Origin of the sequence: Pseudotabrizicola sp. (genome assembly GCF_030656345.1) — a bacterium.
GTDB lineage: Bacteria > Pseudomonadota > Alphaproteobacteria > Rhodobacterales > Rhodobacteraceae > Pseudotabrizicola.
On record NZ_JAUSNR010000037.1, the window covers coordinates 1 to 20,845 of the forward strand.

Here is a 20,845-nt window from a genome sequence, read left to right on the forward strand (position 1 = left end):
GATCTCGGTGGCCTATCCGATCCTCGATGGCATCGGCGCCCTTGGCGACACCCGCCTGCACCCCCAACCGAAGAAACCCTGATCCATGCACCGTTTTGCCGTCATGGCCGACCCCCATCATCACGCCCTGTTCCCCGGCTACGCCGTGGACGGCGTCACGTTTCAGGGCCGTTCAGGGGCCTGCCTGCGCCCGCGTCAGGACAGCGCGGAGTCGACCCGCATCTTCAACGAAAGTGCGCTTGTCCTGCCCGCCGTGCTGGATCACTGCGCCGCCCAAGGCATCCGCACCGTGATCATCCCCGGCGATCTGACTGATGACGGGCAGGCTCCCAGCATGCAGGCGGCACTCGCGCTGCTGGCCGGGTACAGCGCGCGCCATGGCATGCGGTTTTTCCTCACCCCCGGCAATCATGACGCTTACGGCATGAGCGGGCGACACCATGCCAAGGATTTTCTGACCGCCCAAGGTGGCTGTGTGACCGTCAGCAGCCAGCCCGATGCGCAGCACAGCGGCGATCCCGCCATCGTCTACGATCCGCGCATGGCCTGTCAGGGCTATGGTGGCCTGATCGAGCAATGGCGCAGCCATGGTCTGATGCGCGATCCGCGCGACCTGCATTGGGAAAGCCCGTTCGGCCCGGATGATGCCGCCGCCGCCCGCGTCTTTGACATGACCTCGCCGGACGGCAGCACGCTGCACCGCCAGATCGACGCCTCTTATCTGGTCGAACCCGAACCTGGCCTGTGGCTGCTGTCGATTGATGCCAATGTGTTCGAGCCGCGCAACGGCCGACCGGACAACACCAGCGAGGATGCGTTCGAGGACAGCACCAACGCCGGGTGGAACGCCCTGATCCGGCTGAAACCTTTCCTGCTGGACTGGATGGCCGATGTTGCCCGCCGTGCCGCCGCTGGCAACAAGACCCTGATCTGCTTTTCGCACTATCCGGTGGTCGATGTGCTGCGCGGCACGCTGGACGGCGAGCGTGCGCTGTTCGGTGCCACCTCCTATGCCAAACGAAACCCTGCGCCCGCCACCAGTGCGCGCATCGCGGCAACCGGTATCGGCACCCATTTCTCGGGGCACCTGCATTTTTCCGGCACTTCGCACGCCACGGCGGAAGGGGCGGCACTGACCAATATCGCCGTGCCGTCCCCCGTCGCCTTTCCGCCGGCGTTTCTGCTGGTTTCGGCGACGCAGAACAGCGTTAACGCCACGACCCGGATGATTGACTGCGCCGGTTTTGACGCCTTCTTCCCCTGGTACGGCGCAAAAGCCGGGCCGTCGGATTGGCTGTCTGCCACCAGCTACCCGGAGTTTCTGTATCTTCACATCCGCGAACTGGTGCTGCACCGCTTCTTGCCCCGCGACTGGCCCGAAGACCTGCGCAGCTTTCTGCAAGGCCGCAGTTCGGGCGATCTTCTGGCACTGGCACAGCAGGCCCGGCCTGCCTTTGCCACGGACCCTGACCTGCCAACCGGCACCCCAGGCGTTCCCGTGCTGGACCTGCTGACCGACTGGTATGCCGCCCGCAGCGCAGGGCCCTTGGCCAAGGACTTCGTTTCCGCTGACAGGCTGGCTGCATATGCCGCGCTGACCGCCGGTTTCGATGCAAAACGCTGGCCCGATCCGACCTGCCTGCAGGCCCGTCTGGCCATCCTGATGGATATGTTCGCCAAAATGCGCGCCGATCCTGCCCCGGTGCCGCCCCAGCCGCCTGAGCCCCACGAATACTGAATAGTGACGGAAGCCATGATCTGAAGTCTTCTGGTTTCCAAAGAAAGAGATCAGGACAAGAGGACACGCAGGAACCAAGGCTGCGTCCACCCCCCCCTGTATTTATAGTCAAAAAAGACGCGCACATAGCCGCACACGATGCTGTCGCCTTCCGGATCGCGCCGCTTCAAACAGGGTCAAAGTGTCCTGGTTGTTCAGTCCCGGCATCTGGTGGATCGGGTCAAGGATGAATCGATCCCGCTCTGATGGCCAGATTTTGCAGATGTATTCGCAGGGCGTGAGGCTGTTCAGCGTCTTGAGCCTGCGGGCGAAGTTGTAGGCCGCGGGGACGTCGGCAAGGTGCGTGCGCAGCTGATCGTGGCTGTCGTAATGGAAGCGCTTTACTGTCGCGTCCTTGATCGTGCGGTTCATTCGCTCGACTTGGTCGGCCATTGGTCTGAGGACAAAGGCGAGGTGTCGAAGCGCATCGGGCTGGAACAGATGGTGTTGCGGCCCGGCGGTTTTTTCCGCTCGATGGTTGCCGGGAGGTCGGACCGAAGGGTTTCGATGCACGCAGGTGGTGCGTCTGAACTTCCGGCCGCGGATGACCTGGATGCCGCTCTGGCGCATCGGACGACCAACGCGGCCCCTCTCGCGGTTTGCAGGCAAACCGCTGCCGGGCAATGGCCGGGGCGTTTTTACAGAACTCACGATTCAGGCGTGATTTCCCTTTTCCTTGTTGATCTCCAGCCACGCGGACGATTTTCGTCGGTGCCGAGTGCGTTGATGCCGAAGGCAACAGGGTCGCACTGACCTACACCCTGCTGGACACTTCTGCGCCGGGATCACCCTGCGGGAAACCAGCCCCGCACTCAACAATGGCGTCAGCTGTTTCGACCCAAGATCCGGACGCAGAACGTCGATCGAGGGTGGCAAGCGAAGGAAAGCTCAGGCCCCGGGGCGGAAAATGCGGCGCAGCGGTGGCACCACGATTTCATGCGCGCGCAACAGGGATAACAGATCCGCCCCGCATCAGTTCGATATCCTGCCCCATCACCGCCATCAGTGCATCCCGCAGCGACGAGATCACGGCGGCGTCATTGTCCAGAAAGGCCGGGGTCAGCGCAAAGCGGAAGGGGGCAGTCGTCTGCGCGCGCAGCACTGGTGCCGCGCAAACCGCAGCGCCCATCAGCATCGCATCCCGCCGCGTCAGCATGCATTTTCTTTGGCTTCGTAAGGCGCAAACCTTTCCGTGGTCAACATCTTGACCCCGGGTGCAGATCGGCTCTTGCGGATGCTGTCATCAAATCGTAAATCGACGATATTCGAACAAACGTTCTTTTGCGATCCGGGGCCACGATGTCTGACGATGAAACGCTTGCTGCCCTCGCCAAGGCTTTGGCCCATCCGGCGCGGATCCGCATTCTGCGTCTGCTGCTGGCTACGCCCGGCTGTATCGGCGGAACGATTGTCGAGGCGGTGGGCCTTGCGCAATCCACGGTGTCCGAGCACCTGCGCATCCTCAAGGCGGCGGGTGTGATCACTGGCGAAATCGACGGCCCGCGCGTGTGCTATGCTCTGAACCCAAAGGCGCTGTCTCTGCTCGCCGACTTTGCAGCATCGCTGCAATTCCCTGCCACAGATGCCTGCTGCATCCCCGAACGGAACGCCGCGCCATGAGCCTGTTTGAACGCTATCTGACCCTCTGGGTCGCGCTGTGCATCCTTGCCGGGCTGGCGCTGGGTGCCCTGATGCCCGGTGTCTTTGCCACGCTGGCCAGTCTGGAATATGCCTCGGTCAACCTGATCGTTGCGGTGCTGATCTGGGCGATGGTCTATCCGATGATGGTGGCGGTCGATCTTGGGTCGCTCAAATCGGTCGGGCAGCGGCCAAAGGGGCTGATCATCACACTGGTGATCAACTGGCTGATCAAGCCGTTCACCATGGCCGCCCTCGGGGTGCTGTTCTTTCAGCATCTGTTCGCAGGGCTGATTGATGGCAGCAAAGCCTCGGAATACATCGCGGGGCTGATCCTGCTGGGGGCCGCGCCCTGCACGGCGATGGTGTTCGTCTGGTCGCAGATGACCAAGGGTGATCCGAACTACACGCTGGTGCAGGTCAGCCTGAACGACCTGATCATGGTGGTGGCCTTTGCACCCATTGTGGCCTTTCTCTTGGGCGTCACCGATATCGCCGTGCCGTGGGAAACGCTGATCCTGTCGACGGTGCTTTATGTGGTGATCCCGCTGCTGGCCGGGGCGCTGACACGCGCGGCCCTGATCCGGCAGGGGGGGCTGGCGTCGGTGGCGGCGTTCACCGCCCGGATCAAGCCTGCCTCGGTGATGGGGTTGCTGCTTACGGTCGTGCTGCTGTTTGGCTTTCAGGGCCCGGTCATTCTGGCGCAGCCGGGGCTGATCGCGCTGCTCGCCGTGCCGATCATCCTCCAGTCCTATGGTATTTTCGCACTGGGGTATGGCTGGGCCTATCTGTGGCGATTGCCGCACAAGATCGCCGCGCCTTGCGCATTGATTGGCACCTCGAACTTCTTTGAACTGGCGGTCGCCGTGGCCATCGGTCTGTTCGGGCTGAATTCTGGTGCCGCCCTGGTAACCGTCGTGGGTGTGCTGGTCGAAGTGCCGGTGATGCTGTCGCTCGTCGCCTTCGCCAACCGCACCCGCCACAGGTTCCCCTCATGACCGACACGCCCAATATCCCCGATGCGCTGCTGCCTGGCATCGACCACGCCGCCCTGCGCGCGCCCGCGCGCAAGACCCACGCGCCGCGCATCCTGATCCTGTATGGCTCGCTGCGCCCGCGCAGCTTCAGCAGGTTGTCGGGCGAAGAGGCCGGGCGCATCCTCACCCGTCTGGGGGCCGAGGTGCGGTTCTTTGACCCCTCCGGCCTGCCGCTGGTGGATGACGGCGTGGACGCCACGCACCCCAAGGTGCGCGAATTGCGCAAGTCGGTGACGTGGTCCGAGGGCATGGTCTGGTCCTCGCCCGAACGTCACGGCGCGATGACCGGGCTGATGAAAACGCAAGTGGACTGGATTCCGCTGTCCGATGGCGCGGTTCGCCCGACGCAGGGCAAGACGCTGGCGGTGATGCAGGTTTCGGGCGGATCGCAAAGCTTCAACGCGGTGAACCAGATGCGGATTCTGGGGCGCTGGATGCGGATGATCACCATCCCTAACCAATCCTCGATTCCCAAGGCGTTTCAGGAATTTGACGAGGCAGGCCGCATGCGCCCCTCACCGCTCTACGACCGGATCGTGGATGTGATGGAAGAGCTGATGAAATTCACCCTGCTGACCCGCGACACATCTGCCTATCTGACCGACCGATATTCAGAACGCAAGGAAACCGCAGAGGCGCTGATGAAACGGGTGACTCTGTCAGCGGCAACCTGACAGGTCGGGACGAGGAAAATTGTGAAAAATCCCTTAGGGTCAGGACACGTTCTCGCGTCATAGCCAGAACATGACGGTTGCGGCGAGGGCGACGGCCGAAAGGAAGACCTTGGGGCACCTGTCGTAGCGGGTGGCGACCCTGCGCCAGTCTTTCAAGCGACCGAACATGATCTCGATCCTGTTGCGGCGCTTGTAGCGGCGCTTGTCGTGCTTGATGGGTTTCCCGCGCGACTTCCGACCTGGGATGCATGGTTTTATCCCCTTGTCTTTCAACGCTTCCCTGAACCAGTCGGCGTCATAACCCCGGTCGGCCAGCACCCATTCCGCCTTTGGCAGGCTGCCCAGCAGGGCGGCCGCACCCGTATAGTCGCTTCTGTGGTTGCCGCCCGTAGTGCAAGAAATTTTCGACCGTATTGGCGTGTAATCGAGCGCGAACTTCTGTGAGGCCTTCATAATGCGGCGTTTCCAGAAGCCGCGGGCCGGGATGGTGATCAGCAGATTGGGTCCAAATCTGACTTTCGAGCTCAATGCTCGTAGCGACTAACTGGTCTTCCCAATCCAGATCTGTTCGATCATTTTGCCCATTCAGGTCGTCGTATTCTCACTCTCCCCTCGGCACCGGCACTAGCGGTTCGACATAAGCATCATGCCACGACCGCTATCGCCGGATCTCTGTCATCTCTGTTCTTTGTCAGCATCGCCCAGATCTGGCGGGCCATCTTATTGGCCAGTGTGATCGCGACGAGCATCTTGGGTTTGCGCATACATGACAGCCAGCTACCCTCCACAATGGTTCGCTGTCCGAGCCAGTTCAGTCGCGACATTGCACCGATGATCAACAGGCGTCGAATATCGGCCTGACCAGCCTTGGTCATGCGACCAAGACGCTCCTTGCCTCCAGAAGAATGTTGCCGAGGCACAAGACCCAACCAGGCCGCAAAGTTGCGCCCAGTCTTGAATTCCGCCATGTCGGGACCGAACGCTTCGACTGCAACGGCCGTCAGCGGTCCAACCCCCGGCATCGTCTGTAGCCGACGGGCTCTGTCTGACTCGGCGGCCAGCGTCTTGAGCTTCGTGGTGCGTTCAATGATACACGCAGTTTTCTCTGCAATCTGCGCGAGTAGATCCAAGCACTCTTCCCGGATCAGCGTGTGCAAGTCGACAGTCTCATCCTGCACAAGCGCCGTCATACGATTGAGGTGGGACATGCCGACAGGAAACACATAGCCGTGCTCATACAGCAGAGCCCGTAGTGCGTTCACATCGGCGGTCCGCTGATGCACCAGGCGTTCCCGGACGCGGAAGACCGCCGCGCAAGACTACTGATCGACTGTTTTGGGTTCCACGAAACGCATCTCAGGCTGGCGTGCCGCGATGACAATCGCCTCAGCATCGGCCGCATCATTTTTCTGCCGCTTCACAAAGGGGCGCACGTATTGTGGTGCGATCAGCTTTACTTCGTGCCCAAGAGCTTCCATCTCACGGGCCCAAAAATGTGCGCTGCCGCACGCCTCGAAAATCACCATGCTGGACTCTTGCTGCGCCATGAACGCGGGGAATTGCTTCCGCGACAGCTTCTTGCGGAACTGGACCTCCCCTGTTGGAAGGGCGCCATGAACTTGGAAAACTGCCTTTGCCAGATCGACCCCGATCATCATATTCTTCATCTCGCCGTCCTCCTCTGCGCGTGGCGTTGAACACCACGACCTTGGCACATTGCGATGCCGTCTAGGGAGTGCGGCGACCACTCCATCTGACTTGGCCTGCCGTCATGAAGAACCGGATCGGACGACCTTCGGCGTCGGTGACGGCATGTAGTTTCGTGTTCATGCCACCCTTGGTTCGACCAATCAGACAGCCCCTTTGGCCGCCCGGCCCCCCTTTTTCGACCGCAGGCTGCTCGCCGTGCGGTGCGCCTTGAGATAGGTCGCGGCGATCATCACCGTCTTCGGAACGACGGCTTCGGTAACCAGGCCATCCATCATTCGGGCGAAGACACCTTTGTCGCTCCACCGCTTCCAACGGTTGTAGAGGGTCTTCTGCGGCCCGGATTCCTTCGGTGCATCGCACCACCGCAACCCATTGCGATTGATGAAGATTATGCCGCTCAAAACACGCCGATCATCCACCCGCGGCTTGCCATGGCTCTTGTAAAAAAACGGCCGAAGCCGGTCCATCTGCGCGTCGGTCAGCCAGAAAAGGTTGCTCATGATCCAGTCTCCTTGCGGAGCTTGAAGCAGGCCGCGTCCGCAAGATCAATGGGTCCTGACCCTAACTGCCTCGATGAGCGCTTATCCACCTTGGCAGGATGGTGCAAAGGCGATGTTACAGCATTTTGTCCAGAACGACCGTTGCGATAGCGACGCCTTGCCGAGCAACTCCGGACAAACCACCCGCTTTCGTCAGCCGAGCCAGGTTTCGCCATTCAAACCGTTGGCGAGGAGTGACAGACCGTTGCGCAGCCCTTCGCGGGTGATTGATCCGCCAAGGCAGATGCGCACGTGCTCATCAGGCGCGCCAAGAACGGTAAAGGCGTCCGAGGGCATCAGACCGATCCCATGCCCGTTCATCCGCCCCATCAACTCGGCACGGCTGACGCCGGCGGGCAACTTGAGCCAGATACTAAAGGCGTGCCTGTCAGCATCAAACTGAAAGCCATGCAGCACCTTCTCTGCCATATCCTGCCGGGCCGCGCTCTCGGCACGGATAAAGCGGCAGATGCGGTCGGCGGTGCCATCCTCGATCCAACGTGTCACAAGGGCCATCGACAAAGGCGAGGCCATGACATTGGCGACCCGCAACGACTGTGCCAACTGGTAAGAGGAACGACTGTCAGGCGCGATGGTAAAGGCAAGGCGCAAGCCGGCCCCGATGCATTTTGCAAGCCCGCCAATATGCCATGTCAACGCAGGGACCAGCGTTGCAAACGGCGCGGGGGCATTTGGCTGCACAAATCCATAGGCATCATCCTCGATCAGAGGCAGGCGGTGGCGCTGAAGTATGTCGGCAATTTCCATGCGCCGCGCGGCTGGTATCGTTAGCGTAGTCGGGTTGTGTAGCGTGGGATTCAGATAGAGCGCCTTTGGCTGGTGCTTGAGAATTGCAGCCGACAGCGCATCGGGCAAAATGCCGGAGGCATCAACGGGCAGACCAATCAAGGTCAGACCCGCCCGCGCCGCGATGGACCGCAAACCGGGATAGGTGATCGCCTCGCACAGAATGGTATCGCCGGGCGAGGCGAGAATGGTGAGTACGGCCACCATGGTCGCATGCGCGCCGGGGGTAACCACAATGCGGTCCAGATTGGGAACCATGCCCCGCATCGACAGCCACGACAGCGCCGCTGCACGGTCCATTTCGGATCCTATGGTCGATTGATACCGCAAGAGCGGCACCAGATTGACAGCCACGGTTTCCAGGCCTGCGCGCATCGCGGCCAGCAGCGCCGGATCGTTCGGTTCCGGAGGCAGGTTCATCGACAGATCCTGCTCACGCGCACGCCGCGGATCAGCGGTCGGGCCAGTGGCAACGGGCCGGGCGCGGACAAACGTGCCGCGACCAACATGGCTTTCGACCAGACCACGCGCCTGGGCTTCGGTATAGGCGCGGCTGATCGTGGTGAAATCCAGCCCAAGAACTTCGGCAAGACGTCTCTGCGGCGGCAGCCTGTCGCCGGATGACAAAACACCGCTGTTCGCGTCGCGCTCAATCGCGTCGGCGATTTCCAGATAACGCGGCTTGCCATTGGTGCCGAGGGTGGGGACCCAGGTTTTCATGCTGTGCTCCGGCAGTTTCACATTGTCTGTCTTTGTATGCATCATCGCCGGAGTGTCAAATAGCAAGGCGATTCTGCCAGCCTGCGCCACTTCCGATCATCAACTGCCAGTTCCCTATCCAGAAGCGATCAATTTCAGCCTATGAATTCGGCGATTTTCGCAATCCCAATCTTTATTGTATGTATAATTGATTCAGATATTGATCGCATAAATGATCCCTGCACCCTGTTCTTATCCCAACGGAGAACAGGAGAGGCAGATGCCCACAGTCACCAAAGCAGCCCACAAGCCCGGCGATTACTTCGTCGATTATGAAAGCAAAGTATTCGAGGATGTGAAGGCCGAGCCGGGAGAAAAGGCGCTTGTGACCTTTCACACCATGGCATTTGAGGGCTCGATCGGGCTGGTCAACATCCTGAACGCCATCCGCCTGAACAAAAAGGGGTATGAAACCTCGATCCTGCTCTATGGCCCCGGCGTCTTGCTGGGGGTGCAGCGCGGTTTCCCCAAGATTGGCGACGAGGCGCTTCCGGGACACCAGAACTTCAACAAGAATCTCGAACGATTCATGGCCGAGGGTGGCAAGGTCTATGCCTGCCGGTTCGCGCTGCAGGCGCTGTACGGCGCGGGCGAGCCGTCGCTGATCCCCGGAATCACCCCGATCATGCCGCAGGACGTGCTGGACTGTGTGTTGCTGCACAAGAAAGCCAACGCCGTGATCATCGACACCTGGACGGTGTGAGCCCGTGCGGCCCGCCCCGCTGGGCGGGCCAATCTTTGCCAAATGGAGAACACCATGCCCCCCAAGCCCGTCATCCGCGCCGCTGCGGTGCAGATCGCACCCGACCTGATCTCGCGCGCGGGCACCATGGAAAAGGTGCTGAACGCGATTGCCGATGCGGCCGGCAAGGGCGCGGAATTCATCGTCTTTCCCGAAACCTTTGTGCCCTATTACCCCTATTTCAGTTTCGTGCTGCCCCCGGTCCTACAGGGACCGGAGCATCTGCGGCTGTATGGAGAGGCCGTGGTCGTGCCATCACCCGAGACCCACGCCGTGGCCGAGGCGGCGCGCAAGCGTGGCGTGGTGGTGGTGCTGGGGGTGAACGAGCGCGATCATGGGTCGCTCTACAACACCCAGCTGATTTTCGATGCCGACGGGTCGCTGGCACTGAAACGGCGCAAGATCACCCCGACCTATCACGAGCGGATGGTCTGGGGTCAGGGCGATGGTGCCGGGCTGAAGGTGGTGGAAACCGCCGTGGGCCGCGTCGGCGCGCTGGCCTGCTGGGAGCATTACAACCCCCTCGCCCGCTATGCGCTGATGGCGCAGCATGAGGAAATCCATGCGGCGCATTTTCCAGGCAGCCTTGTCGGGCCAATCTTTGGCGAACAGATCGAAGTGACAATGCGGCATCACGCGCTGGAAGCGGGGTGTTTCGTGGTCAACGCGACCGGCTGGCTGAGCGAAGAGCAGATCGCCAGCATCCACCCGGACCCCAAGCTGCAAAAGGGTCTGCGCGATGGCTGCATGACCTGCATCATCACGCCCGAGGGGCGGCATGCAGTGCCGCCGCTGACCAGCGGTGAGGGCATTCTGATCGCCGATCTGGACATGAAGCTGATCACCAAGCGCAAGCGGATGATGGACAGCGTGGGGCATTATGCGCGGCCCGAGTTGTTGCGGCTGCTGCACGACACCCGCCCTGCCCTGCCGCGTGAGGAATGGGCCAATGAACCGATGGACATTGAGGAGCCGACAGATGCTTGACGCGGATCTGATCAACGAGTTGCAGACCAAGGGCGCGCGGCTGGTGGACCCTTCGGCCGGGCACGAAAGTCGCAGGGGCGGTGCCGGACCGTCGGACCACAAGGCGGTGACGCTGGCGGGGCAGACGGTGATGGTGCCGGTCCATACCGCGCCCGCATTCCAGAGCCCTTATGTGATTGATGCGCCGGACGGCACCAAGGGCGAGGCGCGGGTGCTGCGCGAAGGCACGGAGGTCGGGCGCATCCGCTTTCCCGGTCGGCCCCGGTTCTATGATCTGACCACGGCGGATGGGGTTCCCTATTCCAAGATCGCGGTGCTGCATGGCCGCGATGTGCTGGCGACCACGGTGCTGCAGACCTGCATCCGCTACGAGTCCCGCAAGAAGACCTGTCAGTTCTGTTCCATCGGACAAAGCCTTGCTGCCGGGCGGACCATTGCCCACAAGACCCCGGCGCAACTGGCCGAGGTGGCAAAGGCGGCGGTGGAGTTGGACGGGATCAGGCATATGGTGCTGACCACCGGCACGCCAAAAGGCAGCGACCGGGGCGCACAGGTGCTGGCCGACTCTGCGCGCGCGATCAAGGCAGCGGTTGCCCTGCCGATACAGGCGCAGTGTGAACCACCCGAGGATGACATCTGGCATCAGCGCATGTTCGATGCAGGGGTAGATACGCTGGGAATGCATCTGGAGGCGGTGACGCCAGAGGTGCGGGCGCGGATCATGCCGGGCAAGGCATCAGTGCCGCTGGAGAAATACTTCAGCAGCTTTGACGCGGCGGTAAAGGTGTTCGGGCGCGGGCAGGTTTCCACCTATATCCTTGCGGGTCTGGGCGACACGGCAGAGGCCATTCTGGCGATGTCGGAAAAGTTGGTGGCGATGGGGGTTTACCCGTTTGTCGTGCCCTTTGTGCCAATTTCGGGCACGCCACTGGAAAGCCACCCGGCGCCGACCTCAGCCTTTATGGCCTCGATCCTGCAACCCCTGTCGCAGATGACGGTGACAGGCGGGATGCAGGCCAGCGATATCAAGGCCGGGTGCGGCAAATGCGGGGCCTGCTCGGCGCTGTCCACCTATGAAAAGCTGAGGGTGGCATGACACATCTGACGCCTCAGGCCGACTTTCTGCAAAGCTACCTGATCTGCGCGGCAGGGGAGCCGCGGATGCAGGCGGGGGCGGCCGCCTTGCGCGAACGGGTGTTCGTGCAGGAACAAGCCGTGTTTGCGGGCCATGACCGTGACGCGATTGACGAGATCGCCCTGCCACTGGTCGCCATTGCCGAAGACGCGGCAGGCGGGCCACGGGTGGTGGGGACGGTTCGGATACATGAGGCGGCCCCCGGCATCTGGTGGGGCTCACGGCTGGCGGTTGCGCCGGAATGGCGGCGGGTTGGCAAGCTGGGGTCAGAGCTGATCCGGCTGGCGGTCGGCACGGCGCGGGCGCGCGGGGCGGTGGAATTTCACGCCCATGTGCAGCGGCAGAATGTAGTGCTGTTCCGCCGTCTGCATTGGGCGGTGGAGGCAGAGGTTGACCTGCATGGCCGCCCGCATGCGCATATGCTGGCAAGTCTTGCGCATTACACCCCCATCGAAGACCCCGCCGCCGGGTGGCGGATCACTGCCCCCGGCCCGGTGGAGGGCGGCGCATGACCGTCGATGCGATTGCTGCTGAACTGGCGGCGCATCCCTCGATTCTGGGCAAGCTGGATATTGCCGGGGCGACCCGCGCGCTGGGGCTGAGCGGGAACAGCACCGGCCAGCCCGGCGATGATGCCGCAGCCTTGCCCCGGCCCGAAGGTGGCTGGGATCTGTTTGCCGCCGAGGCGTTCATTCCGGCCTTTGTTGCCGATGATCCGTGGTTTGCAGGCTGGTGCGGCGTGATGGTGAACCTGTCGGATATTGCCGCAATGGGCGGGCAGGCCACTGCGATCACCGATATGATCTGGGCCCCCGATGCGGCCAGTGCGGCGCCGGTGCTGGAGGGGTTGTTCGCCGCGTCAAAGGCTTATGGGGTGCCGATTGTCGGCGGGCACACCAACTTGCGCGCGCCATCACTGAACCTGTCGGTCGCGGTGACAGGCCGGGCGCGGGCGCTGATCTCCAGCTTTGCCGCGCGGCCGGATGACATGCTGATTGCAGCGGTGGACCTACGCGGCGCGTGGCGGCCCCGGTTTGACAACTGGTTCGCCGCTACTGATGCGCCGGCAAGCCGATTGCGCGGTGATCTGGCCTTGCTGCCGGAACTCGCCGAGTCGGGGTTGGTGCGGGCGGGCAAGGATATCAGTCAGGGCGGAATTGCCAGGACCAGTCTGATGCTGGGCGAATGCTCTGGCTGCGGGTTCGAAATTGATCTGGACCGGCTGCCGATGCCGCCCGGTGTGGATACCCGACCGCAGCGCCACCGGGATGCCCCAGGGCTTCAGCCTCGGCCATCTGACATTGGGGGCGCTTGCCATCGGGGGCGCGCTGCTGTTTCGCCTGCTTCGGCTGGCCAATCCCTTTTTCCTTGGCCCGTTGGCGGCGTCGGCAGCCGTCGCGGCCATTGGCGTGACTTTGCCTTCTCTTCCGCCCCTGGTCATGGCTTTGGCCCAGATTGCGCTTGGCACATGGCTGGGCAGCACCTTTCGGCGCGAGTTGTTCACCTCTGGCAACGGGCACATTCTGGCCACGTCACTCGCCGCTCTGACACTTCTGATGCTCATTTCCGGTGCCGCCCTCACCATGGCTTATCTGGGAGGCTACGACTGGGAGGCGCTGGTGCTGGGCTCTGCCCCCGGTGGGGTGACAGAGATGGCATTGACCGCCAAGTTTCTCGGAACCGAGGTTGCGCTTGTCACCGCAATTCAACTGGTTCGCATCTTTCTGTTCATTCCGAACCTTCCATGGATCGTGCACCTGATCGCCCGGTCAGAGGCGCGCCGGAATGCCTGACAGTGCCAAAGGAACGCCCGACCATTTCACCTTCGTCGCGCTGGACGCCGCGGGCAAACCTGTTCCGGTAAAACCGGCGGAGCAGGACCGACCAAGATCACGGTCAGGTGCGGCGACACTGCATCGCCGCGCCCTTATTATACCCGAAGCTCATCGGACTTGTCGAAGATCGAGGCCAACTTGGGGTCAAGACCGACCCGCACAACATCGCCTGCCTCGATCCGGGCCTGCCCGTCCATCCGCAGCTTGAATGGCGTGCCGAAAAGCGTGCTCCAGACCAGGGTTTCTGCCCCCATCGGTTCGACAAGTTCGGCAATCAGATCGACCTGAACCGGGGCGCTGTTTGCGGCATCGCCGGTCGCGAGGTTTTCCGGGCGGATGCCGAACCAGACCGGGCCGGTGTGACCGTGGCGTTCAAAATCATAATGTTCCAGCGGGATCGCCAGATCGCCTGCCCGCGCAATTAGCGGCTCACGCGGATCAATCACCGCGTCAAGGAAGTTCATCGCGGGCGATCCGATGAAATCGGCGACATATTTATGGGCGGGGCGGTTGTAGATTTCCTTTGGCGCGGCCAGTTGCAGCACCACACCGCCCCGCATGATCGCAATGCGATCGGCCAGAGTCATCGCTTCCACCTGATCATGTGTCACATAGATCATGGTATTGCCAAGACGCTGGTGCAGACGCTTGATTTCGACCCGGAGTTCGGCGCGCAGTTTGGCATCAAGGTTGGAAAGGGGCTCATCAAACAGGAACACATCGACATCGCGCACCAGAGCGCGGCCGATAGCGACCCGCTGACGCTGGCCTCCCGAAAGCGCAGCCGGTTTGCGGGACAAGAGCGGCTGGATCTGAAGCATATCGGACGCCTTGGCGACGCGGCGCTTGATTTCATCCTTTGGCACCTTGGCATTGCGCAGGCCAAAGGTCAGGTTCCCCTCCACCGTCATCTGCGGATAAAGCGCGTAAGACTGGAACACCATGCCGATGCCACGCTCGGACGGTTCGGCCCATGTCACGTTCTGACCATTGATGAAGATACTGCCATCGGTCGGTTCCAGCAGTCCGGCGATACAGTTCAGCAAGGTGGACTTACCGCAGCCGGACGAACCGAGCAGCACCAGGAATTCGCCCTTGCCGATGTCGAGATCCAGATCCTTGAGTACGGCAACAGGGCCATACTCAAGCCGGAGGTTCTTGATGGAGACGTTGGATTGCATGTTTATCAACCTTTCACCGCGCCAGCGGCGATCCCGCGCACGAAGAGCTTGCCAGAGATGAGATAGATGGTCAGAGGCACCAGCGCCGAAAGCAGGGTGGCCGCCATGTTGACGTTGTATTCCTTGACCCCCTGCACCGAGTTGACGATGTTGTTCAGCTGCACTGTCATGGGGTAGTTGGTGGGCCGGCTGAAGATCACCCCGAACAGGAAATCGTTCCAGATCGCGGTGATTTGCAGGATGACAGCAACCACCAGAATGGGCAGCGCCATCGGCAGCATGATGCGGAAATAGATTGCCCAGAACCCTGCGCCATCGACGCGCGCAGCCTTGAACAACTCCTCGGGCACCGAGGAAAAGTAGTTGCGGAACAGCAGGGTCAGGATCGGCATGCCAAAGATGGTATGCACCAGCACCAGCCCGGACAGATCGCCGTAAATGCCGATTTCCCGCAGCAGGATCACCATCGGGTAGATCATCACCTGATAGGGGATAAAGGCCCCGATGATCAGGATGGTGAAGAACACATTGGCCCCCTTGAAGCGCCAGAGCGACAGGGCGTAGCCATTGACCGAGGCGATGGCGATGGAAAAGAACACCGACGGCACGGTGATCTTCACCGAGTTCCAGAAGCCGCGCGACAGGCCGTCACAGTTCAGCCCGGTGCAGACGGTGGACCATGCCTTGACCCATGGCTCAAACGTGATCTCGGTTGGCGGGGCAAAGATGTTGCCCAATGCGATTTCGGGCATCCCCTTGAGAGAGGTCACCATCATCACATAGAGCGGCAGCAGATAATACAGCGCCAGCACGGCCAGCAGGCTGTAGATGATGATATTGCGCTGCGAAAACCGCTTGCGGGGTCGGGGACCAGCCGCGTCGGCGGGCCAGATTCGGCGAGGTGTGGTGTGGGTGAAGGTTGCGTCAGCCATTTTTCTTGCCCCCGAATTCCAGATAGGCCCATGGGATGATCACAAAGATCACGGCGACCAGCATCATGGTTGATGCCGCAAAGCCCTGCGCCAGATTTTGTGAGACGAACATGGCGTCGAATACGAACTTGGCAGGTACTTCGGACGCGATGCCGGGGCCGCCGCCGGTCTGGGCGATGATCAGATCATACAGCTTGATGATGCCTGCGGTAACCAACACAAGGGTTGTGACCAGAACCGGGCGCATCATCGGGATGACGATGAAGAGATAGGTTTTCCATGCGGGGATCCCATCAACCCGGCTGGCCTTCCACACGTCTTCGTCGATGCCACGCAGACCGGCGAGCATCAGGCACATGACCAGCCCGCTGCCATGCCAGAGTCCGGCGATCAGCACGCCGTAGATGACAAGGTTGGGATCATAAAGCGGATCGAGGGTAAAGCTGGTGAAGCCAAGGCTGCGCACCGCCTTTTGCAGCCCGTATTCCGGGTCCAGAAGCCACTGCCAGACCAGTCCGGTGACGATGAAGCTGACCGCGTAGGGATAAAGAAAGATCGTGCGGAAGCCGTCTTCGAACCGGATACGCTGATCGAGGAGGGCGGCAAGCAGAAATCCCAGCACAAGGGAAAGCACCAGCATCAGGAAGCCGTAGATCGCCAGATTCTCGATGGAAACCAGCCAGCGGCGCGTGGACCAGAGCCGTTCGTACTGCTCAAAGCCCACCCATTCCGACCGGGGCAACATGCGGGAATTGGTGAAGGAAAAGATCACTGTCCAGAGCGTGAAGCCAAAGAAGACAACCACGGCTGTCAGCATCATTGGCACGGCGGCGATCTTGGCATTCAGGTTCTTCAATAGCCGTGACGGCCTTACGGTGTGGGCCATGGAATGTTTCCCTGTTCAAAAGGCTGGGAGAACGGGGCTGCAATATGCGGCCCCGCTTCGTGTCACACGGGTTCAGTCAGCGGTCGCGATGATTTTGGCGAACTCTTCTTGCGCTTCTTCGGGCGTGAAGCTGGTGTCGCTGAAGAATTCGACCACCAGATCAGTAACCCGCCCCAGCGTGTCCGGTGAGACGAGCGTATTGACGCTTTCGATCACATTGCCGGAACTGAGGATTTCAAGTCCGCGCTTCATGCAGGGCGAGACGCCGGAAATGTCCACGTCAGACCGGACCGGCAGCGCTCCCTTGGCACGATTGAACTCGACCTGCACTTCGGGTGAGAGCAACACATTGGCCAGCGCGTCTTGCGCCTCAACAGTGCCGGCATCAGAGCTGACGGGGAAGAAGAAGGCATCGCCGGTGGCGGTGATGTATTCATGCACGCCCAGACCGGGCAGGCAGGCGATGTCGGTGCCGATCACCTTGCCCGCCTGTTCGAATTCCCCCTGAACCCAGTCGCCCATGATCTGCCCTGCGGCAGCGCCGTCGGTGACCATGCGCGCAGCGAGGTTCCATTCCTGCACATTCGAGCCGACCATCATGTCGCGGGCATGAACCGCGGCGGCAAAGACTTCGGCAACCTCCGGTCCTGCGGCAAACTCGGCGTCATGATCGCGGTAAACCCGCAGATAGGTTTCCGGGCCACCCAGACCGACCATCAGCACGTTGAAGGTGACCTGTTGCTGCCAGGCCTGACGGCCCTGTGCCAGCGGCACGATCCCCAACTCGCGCAGTTTCGGCGCGGCGGCGACAAACTCTGGCCAGTTGGTGGGAACCGCGAGCCCATTGTCGAGAAAGACGCTGGTATTCAGCCACAGCCATTGCTGCGAATGGATGTTGGACGGCACACAGTAGAGCTTGCCCTCAAAGGTGCAGCTGTCGAGCAGCAAGGGCGGGAAAATCACTTCACGCCAGCCACCTGCATCAGCCAATGCCGTCACATCGCGGATATAGCCTGCCTCAATCAACTCATTCATTGCGTTGGAATGCGTGAATTGTGTGGCCCCCATCGGATCGCCGCCGGTGATACGGCTGGAAATCAGTGGACGGGCGACGCCGCCCGCCCCGGCGATGGCCCCGTCAATCCAGTTGTGGCCAGTCTTCTCAAACGCCTCCGCAATCACGCGGATTGCCGCAGCTTCGGCACCTGCGGTCCACCAATGCGTAACCTCCAGATCGGCAGCTTGGGCGGCGTGAAAAGGACCAGCGGCCATCGCCAGTCCCAGCAGCATCGGGCAAACTTTGTGCATGTCGTCTCTCCGTGTTGGACGGTCATTCGTATGTGATCTTGATCAATCATTGCTTGATGATTGATCGAAAGTGATCAGGTCAAACCTTCCAGTCAATGTAGTCAAGGTTAGGCCAGTCAGGACAAATTGTTTAATGATTTGAAACTATGTGATAAAAACTCACGTTAGCGCCAACATTTAGATAGTTCTCCTGGCATCTGCAATCATGTGTCTGGATACACATCTGGGAATGTGATGCTCTGCGATGGATCATTGTATTGATTCCGCCCATTGGCGATTCACCGTCAGATCAATCCTTCGAACCTGCAGACGGGAAAGGGACAGAATGAGCTACGCCTTGTCAGATGATCAGCTTCGCGGCGCCCCGTTTCATCTGGATGCACAAGCCCTGAACTGGGTGAAGGAGACCTTTGCGCGGCTGGATGAGCCGGCAAAGCTGTGCCAGATCCTGATACCGATGTGCCGCGATCTTTCTGAGGATGCGACCCGGCAGCTGGCGCAGCGCGGCTTTGGCGGGGTTCACCGTTTTCCCAGCTTTTCCGAAGATGAACTGCGCGGATCGGCACAAATCCTGACCGAGGGTGCGCTTGTTCCACCGCTGCTGACCGCAGACCTCGAACTGTCGGAGAAGGCGAGCGTCAAGGCGGGAACCCTCTTTCCCAACCAGATGACCGTCGCGGCAACATCCGACCCGCAAAACGCCTTGCGGATGGGCGCGCTCGCCGCACGGGAGGCGGGGTATCTGGGCTTCCATCTGTCATGGACGCCGGTTGCCGATCTGCCGCTGAACCCGCGGTCAAACGTGGTCAACACGCGCAGCTTTTCGGCCGATTGCGATAAGACGATCGCCTTTATGTCGGCCTATATTGATGGGATGCACGCCAATGGCATGGCGGCCTGTGTCAAGCATTTTCCCGGCGACGGACTGGATGACCGCGACCAGCATTTTGTAACAACCACCAATCCCATGGAGATGCCCGCGTGGCACAACAGCTTTGGCCGGATCTTCAGAGCCGCGATTGCGCGCGATGTGCGGGTGATCATGGCGGGGCATATCCGACTACCTGCGCATGACCCATCCGGTCTGCCCGCCTCGCAGAGCGCGCCGCTGTTGCAGGGGCTTTTGCGCGACGGGTTGGGGTATAACGGGGCAATCGTGTCGGATGCGACTCTGATGAACGGGTTTCGGTCCCAAGGGCCGCGCAGCCAGATCGTGCCGCAATGTATCGAAGCTGGCTGCGATATCCTGCTGTTTCCGCTGAACATTGACGAGGATCTGGCGCATCTGGCGGCCGGGCTGAAAAGCGAATTGCTGAGCCCGCGGCGGCTGGATGAAGCGGTGCTGCGCATTCTGGCGCTGAAAGCGTCGCTGGGTCTGCATCGCGATGCGGGCCTGCCCGGACCGGAGCGGCGGGCAGAGTTGCTGGGGACAGACGAACACCGGAAATGGACGCAGGAGGTGGTTCAGGGGGCAGTGACTTTGCTGCGCGACCGACAGCAACTGTTACCGCTTGATCCTCGGCGGCACCGGCGCATACTGCTGGCAGAGGCAACCGGGCGGCGCAGCCCGTCTTCCCCCCTGCCCGATCTGGAGATCGCAGCGCTGCTGGAAGCAGAGGGATTTGTCATCACACGTTTGCAGCCCGGTGCCGCGATTGACGCGTCGGCGCATGATGTCGGCCTGTATCTGATGGCCGAAGAAGGGTTGTCGGGCAAAGAACATCTCGGCCCGCAATGGGAGCGGCTGCACGGCGCGTTTCCGGCCAGTATGGAGCGGTTGTGGCATTATCTGCCGACGGTCTATGTCTCGCTCGGCACACCGTTTTTACCCTGTCACATGCCGGATTGTCCGACCTTTGTGAACGCATATTCGCCCATAAAGCCGATGCAGCAAGCGGTGGTCGCGGCGCTCTGTGGGCGGATCGGTTTTGCCGGGATCAGTCCGGCAGATGTGACGGGTGGGATGGGCTGAGGACCATCCCCCCTCCCCGGTCCCGACGTTTGGCCCGCCGGAGCCGGGGGATTGTGCGTTAACTAAGTTGCCGGCGCATCAGCCAGTCGTCAATCACCTGCGCAACCTCGGCTGGTTTTTCAAAGGTCAGCAGATGGCCGCCGCCCGGCACGATCTGCGATTCAGCATCGGGCAAGGCGCGGGCAATTTCGGCATGAACCGCTTCGGTTGACAGATGATCTTCAGAGCCAGTGATCAGAAGCGTCGGAAATGTGAACTGCGGCAGATAGGCCAGCGCATCGGGGCGGTGCAGCAGCGCAAGGTTCTGGCGGGCGTGAACCTCGGGCGGGCAGTCTTCAACCATCTGACGGATGGCGCTGAGCAGGCCGACGTTCTCGGCGCCCGCCTTTGACACCACCTTTGGCGCCCAATGGCGGGCGTAGGCCGCCATTCCGGCGTTTGCTTCGGCGATGCGGGCGTAGCGCTTTTCCGACTCGCCCGGCCCGGCGGGTTCGGCAGCGGTACTGCTGAGCACCATGGCACGGATACGACCGGGGGCCTGCCGTCCCATTTCCATCGCGACGCGGCCGCCCATCGAGTGCGCCATGATGACAAGATCGCCCTCGGTCGCGCCCAAGGCCCGCGCAGCCATCGCCGCAAGCGCTTCGTCACTGGCGGTATCAGCGACATGAACAGACTGAAATTGATGCGTCATGGCGGCAATCACGCCCTGCCAGGTGCGGTGATCAGACATGATGCCGGGAACGGCCACCAGGGTTGTCATTCGGAATATCTCCTTTGTGTCAGGTCGGTCTGACCCTTTGCCGCCATGTACATCGGCCCACCTTTGTGACGTGGAAACCCAAAGCCGGTGACCATGACAACATCAATATCACCTGCGCTTTCTGCGATGCCTTCTTTCAACAGCGCCTGACCTTCGGTCTGCA

Annotated in this window: 18 protein-coding genes and 4 pseudogenes; 11 read left to right on the top strand and 11 right to left on the bottom strand. The window is 61.4% G+C overall.

What is annotated here, in order from left to right; all coding sequences use genetic code 11:
* Positions 1 to 85 precede the first annotated feature (85 nt).
* The gene (locus Q7J44_RS19550; protein WP_304882806.1) at positions 86 to 1,738 is read left to right on the top strand and encodes a metallophosphoesterase; all 1,653 of its coding nucleotides are present in this window, start codon (positions 86 to 88) and stop codon (positions 1,736 to 1,738) included.
* A 108-nt stretch (positions 1,739 to 1,846) separates the two neighbouring features.
* Here Q7J44_RS19550 and Q7J44_RS19555 read toward each other — a convergent pair.
* Together Q7J44_RS19555 and Q7J44_RS19560 are read right to left on the bottom strand one after the other, a co-directional pair.
* Positions 1,847 to 2,161 (bottom strand): annotated as a pseudogene (locus Q7J44_RS19555) (integrase core domain-containing protein); the annotation flags it as partial.
* Between the two features lie 550 nt (positions 2,162 to 2,711).
* Entirely contained in the window at positions 2,712 to 2,933 is a 222-nt protein-coding gene (locus Q7J44_RS19560) for a hypothetical protein (protein WP_304882807.1), read from the bottom strand.
* Positions 2,934 to 3,076: 143 nt separating this feature from the next.
* Here Q7J44_RS19560 and Q7J44_RS19565 point away from each other — a divergent pair, with 143 nt between their 5' ends.
* The 3 genes from Q7J44_RS19565 to arsH are packed head-to-tail and all read left to right on the top strand — an operon-like array spanning position 3,077 to position 5,126.
* Positions 3,077 to 3,397, top strand: a complete 321-nt coding sequence (locus Q7J44_RS19565) for a helix-turn-helix transcriptional regulator (RefSeq protein WP_304882808.1) — start codon at positions 3,077 to 3,079, stop codon at positions 3,395 to 3,397.
* On the top strand, positions 3,394 to 4,413 hold the full coding sequence (gene arsB, locus Q7J44_RS19570; RefSeq protein ID WP_304882809.1) for an ACR3 family arsenite efflux transporter: 1,020 nt from the start codon (positions 3,394 to 3,396) through the stop codon (positions 4,411 to 4,413). Before Q7J44_RS19565 ends, arsB begins: the two co-directional genes overlap by 4 nt.
* Complete coding sequence (gene arsH, locus Q7J44_RS19575; protein ID WP_304882810.1) at positions 4,410 to 5,126, top strand: arsenical resistance protein ArsH; 717 nt, start codon at positions 4,410 to 4,412, stop codon at positions 5,124 to 5,126. Before arsB ends, arsH begins: the two co-directional genes overlap by 4 nt.
* A 57-nt stretch (positions 5,127 to 5,183) precedes the next feature.
* On the opposite strand, the gene Q7J44_RS19580 is transcribed toward arsH, so the two are convergent.
* The 4 genes and pseudogenes from Q7J44_RS19580 to Q7J44_RS19595 all read right to left on the bottom strand — a co-directional run bounded on the left by Q7J44_RS19580 (position 5,184) and on the right by Q7J44_RS19595 (position 8,902).
* Entirely contained in the window at positions 5,184 to 5,579 is a 396-nt protein-coding gene (locus Q7J44_RS19580; RefSeq protein ID WP_304882820.1) for an IS5 family transposase, read from the bottom strand.
* A 191-nt stretch (positions 5,580 to 5,770) separates the two neighbouring features.
* Positions 5,771 to 6,793, bottom strand: a pseudogene (locus Q7J44_RS19585) (IS110 family transposase).
* Between the two features lie 88 nt (positions 6,794 to 6,881).
* A pseudogene (locus Q7J44_RS19590) lies at positions 6,882 to 7,336 on the bottom strand (IS5 family transposase); the annotation flags it as partial.
* Positions 7,337 to 7,528: 192 nt separating this feature from the next.
* Complete coding sequence (locus Q7J44_RS19595; protein ID WP_304882811.1) at positions 7,529 to 8,902, bottom strand: PLP-dependent aminotransferase family protein; 1,374 nt, start codon at positions 8,900 to 8,902, stop codon at positions 7,529 to 7,531.
* A gap of 259 nt (positions 8,903 to 9,161) precedes the next feature.
* On the opposite strand from Q7J44_RS19595, the gene Q7J44_RS19600 reads away from it, so the two are divergent.
* From Q7J44_RS19600 to Q7J44_RS19625, 6 genes and pseudogenes are all read left to right on the top strand, one after another.
* Positions 9,162 to 9,644, top strand: coding sequence for an MSMEG_0572/Sll0783 family nitrogen starvation response protein (locus tag Q7J44_RS19600; protein WP_304882812.1), 483 nt, complete (start codon positions 9,162 to 9,164; stop codon positions 9,642 to 9,644).
* A gap of 54 nt (positions 9,645 to 9,698) precedes the next feature.
* Entirely contained in the window at positions 9,699 to 10,670 is a 972-nt protein-coding gene (locus Q7J44_RS19605) for a Nit6803 family nitrilase (protein WP_304882813.1), read from the top strand.
* Positions 10,663 to 11,766 carry an MSMEG_0568 family radical SAM protein gene (locus tag Q7J44_RS19610; protein WP_304882814.1) on the top strand — a complete coding sequence of 368 codons (1,104 nt, stop codon included), beginning with the start codon at positions 10,663 to 10,665 and terminating at the stop codon, positions 11,764 to 11,766. Before Q7J44_RS19605 ends, Q7J44_RS19610 begins: the two co-directional genes overlap by 8 nt.
* Positions 11,763 to 12,317, top strand: coding sequence for an MSMEG_0567/Sll0786 family nitrogen starvation N-acetyltransferase (locus tag Q7J44_RS19615; protein ID WP_118150094.1), 555 nt, complete (start codon positions 11,763 to 11,765; stop codon positions 12,315 to 12,317). The genes Q7J44_RS19610 and Q7J44_RS19615 overlap by 4 nt, the downstream gene beginning before the upstream one ends.
* Positions 12,314 to 13,039 (top strand): annotated as a pseudogene (locus Q7J44_RS23360) (AIR synthase related protein); the annotation flags it as partial. The gene Q7J44_RS19615 and the pseudogene Q7J44_RS23360, both read left to right, overlap by 4 nt.
* A 34-nt stretch (positions 13,040 to 13,073) precedes the next feature.
* Entirely contained in the window at positions 13,074 to 13,598 is a 525-nt protein-coding gene (locus Q7J44_RS19625; protein ID WP_304882815.1) for an AbrB family transcriptional regulator, read from the top strand.
* A gap of 137 nt (positions 13,599 to 13,735) precedes the next feature.
* Here the strand turns inward: Q7J44_RS19625 and Q7J44_RS19630 are convergent, their stop codons facing one another.
* The 4 genes from Q7J44_RS19630 to Q7J44_RS19645 all read right to left on the bottom strand — a co-directional run bounded on the left by Q7J44_RS19630 (position 13,736) and on the right by Q7J44_RS19645 (position 17,947).
* Positions 13,736 to 14,821, bottom strand: a complete 1,086-nt coding sequence (locus Q7J44_RS19630; RefSeq protein WP_118150074.1) for an ABC transporter ATP-binding protein — start codon at positions 14,819 to 14,821, stop codon at positions 13,736 to 13,738.
* 5 nt (positions 14,822 to 14,826) lie between these two features.
* Positions 14,827 to 15,753, bottom strand: a complete 927-nt coding sequence (locus Q7J44_RS19635) for a carbohydrate ABC transporter permease (protein ID WP_304882816.1) — start codon at positions 15,751 to 15,753, stop codon at positions 14,827 to 14,829.
* The gene (locus tag Q7J44_RS19640; RefSeq protein ID WP_118150072.1) at positions 15,746 to 16,639 is read right to left on the bottom strand and encodes a carbohydrate ABC transporter permease; all 894 of its coding nucleotides are present in this window, start codon (positions 16,637 to 16,639) and stop codon (positions 15,746 to 15,748) included. The genes Q7J44_RS19635 and Q7J44_RS19640 overlap by 8 nt, the downstream gene beginning before the upstream one ends.
* A gap of 72 nt (positions 16,640 to 16,711) precedes the next feature.
* Positions 16,712 to 17,947: an ABC transporter substrate-binding protein gene (locus tag Q7J44_RS19645; RefSeq protein ID WP_304882817.1), complete on the bottom strand. Its 1,236-nt coding sequence runs from the start codon at positions 17,945 to 17,947 to the stop codon at positions 16,712 to 16,714.
* A 325-nt stretch (positions 17,948 to 18,272) separates the two neighbouring features.
* Between Q7J44_RS19645 and Q7J44_RS19650 the strand changes: the two genes are divergently transcribed.
* The gene (locus tag Q7J44_RS19650; RefSeq protein WP_304882818.1) at positions 18,273 to 19,919 is read left to right on the top strand and encodes a glycoside hydrolase family 3 protein; all 1,647 of its coding nucleotides are present in this window, start codon (positions 18,273 to 18,275) and stop codon (positions 19,917 to 19,919) included.
* Positions 19,920 to 19,977: 58 nt separating this feature from the next.
* On the opposite strand, the gene Q7J44_RS19655 is transcribed toward Q7J44_RS19650, so the two are convergent.
* Positions 19,978 to 20,682: an alpha/beta fold hydrolase gene (locus tag Q7J44_RS19655; RefSeq protein ID WP_304882819.1), complete on the bottom strand. Its 705-nt coding sequence runs from the start codon at positions 20,680 to 20,682 to the stop codon at positions 19,978 to 19,980.
* Positions 20,683 to 20,845: the final 163 nt, after the last annotated feature.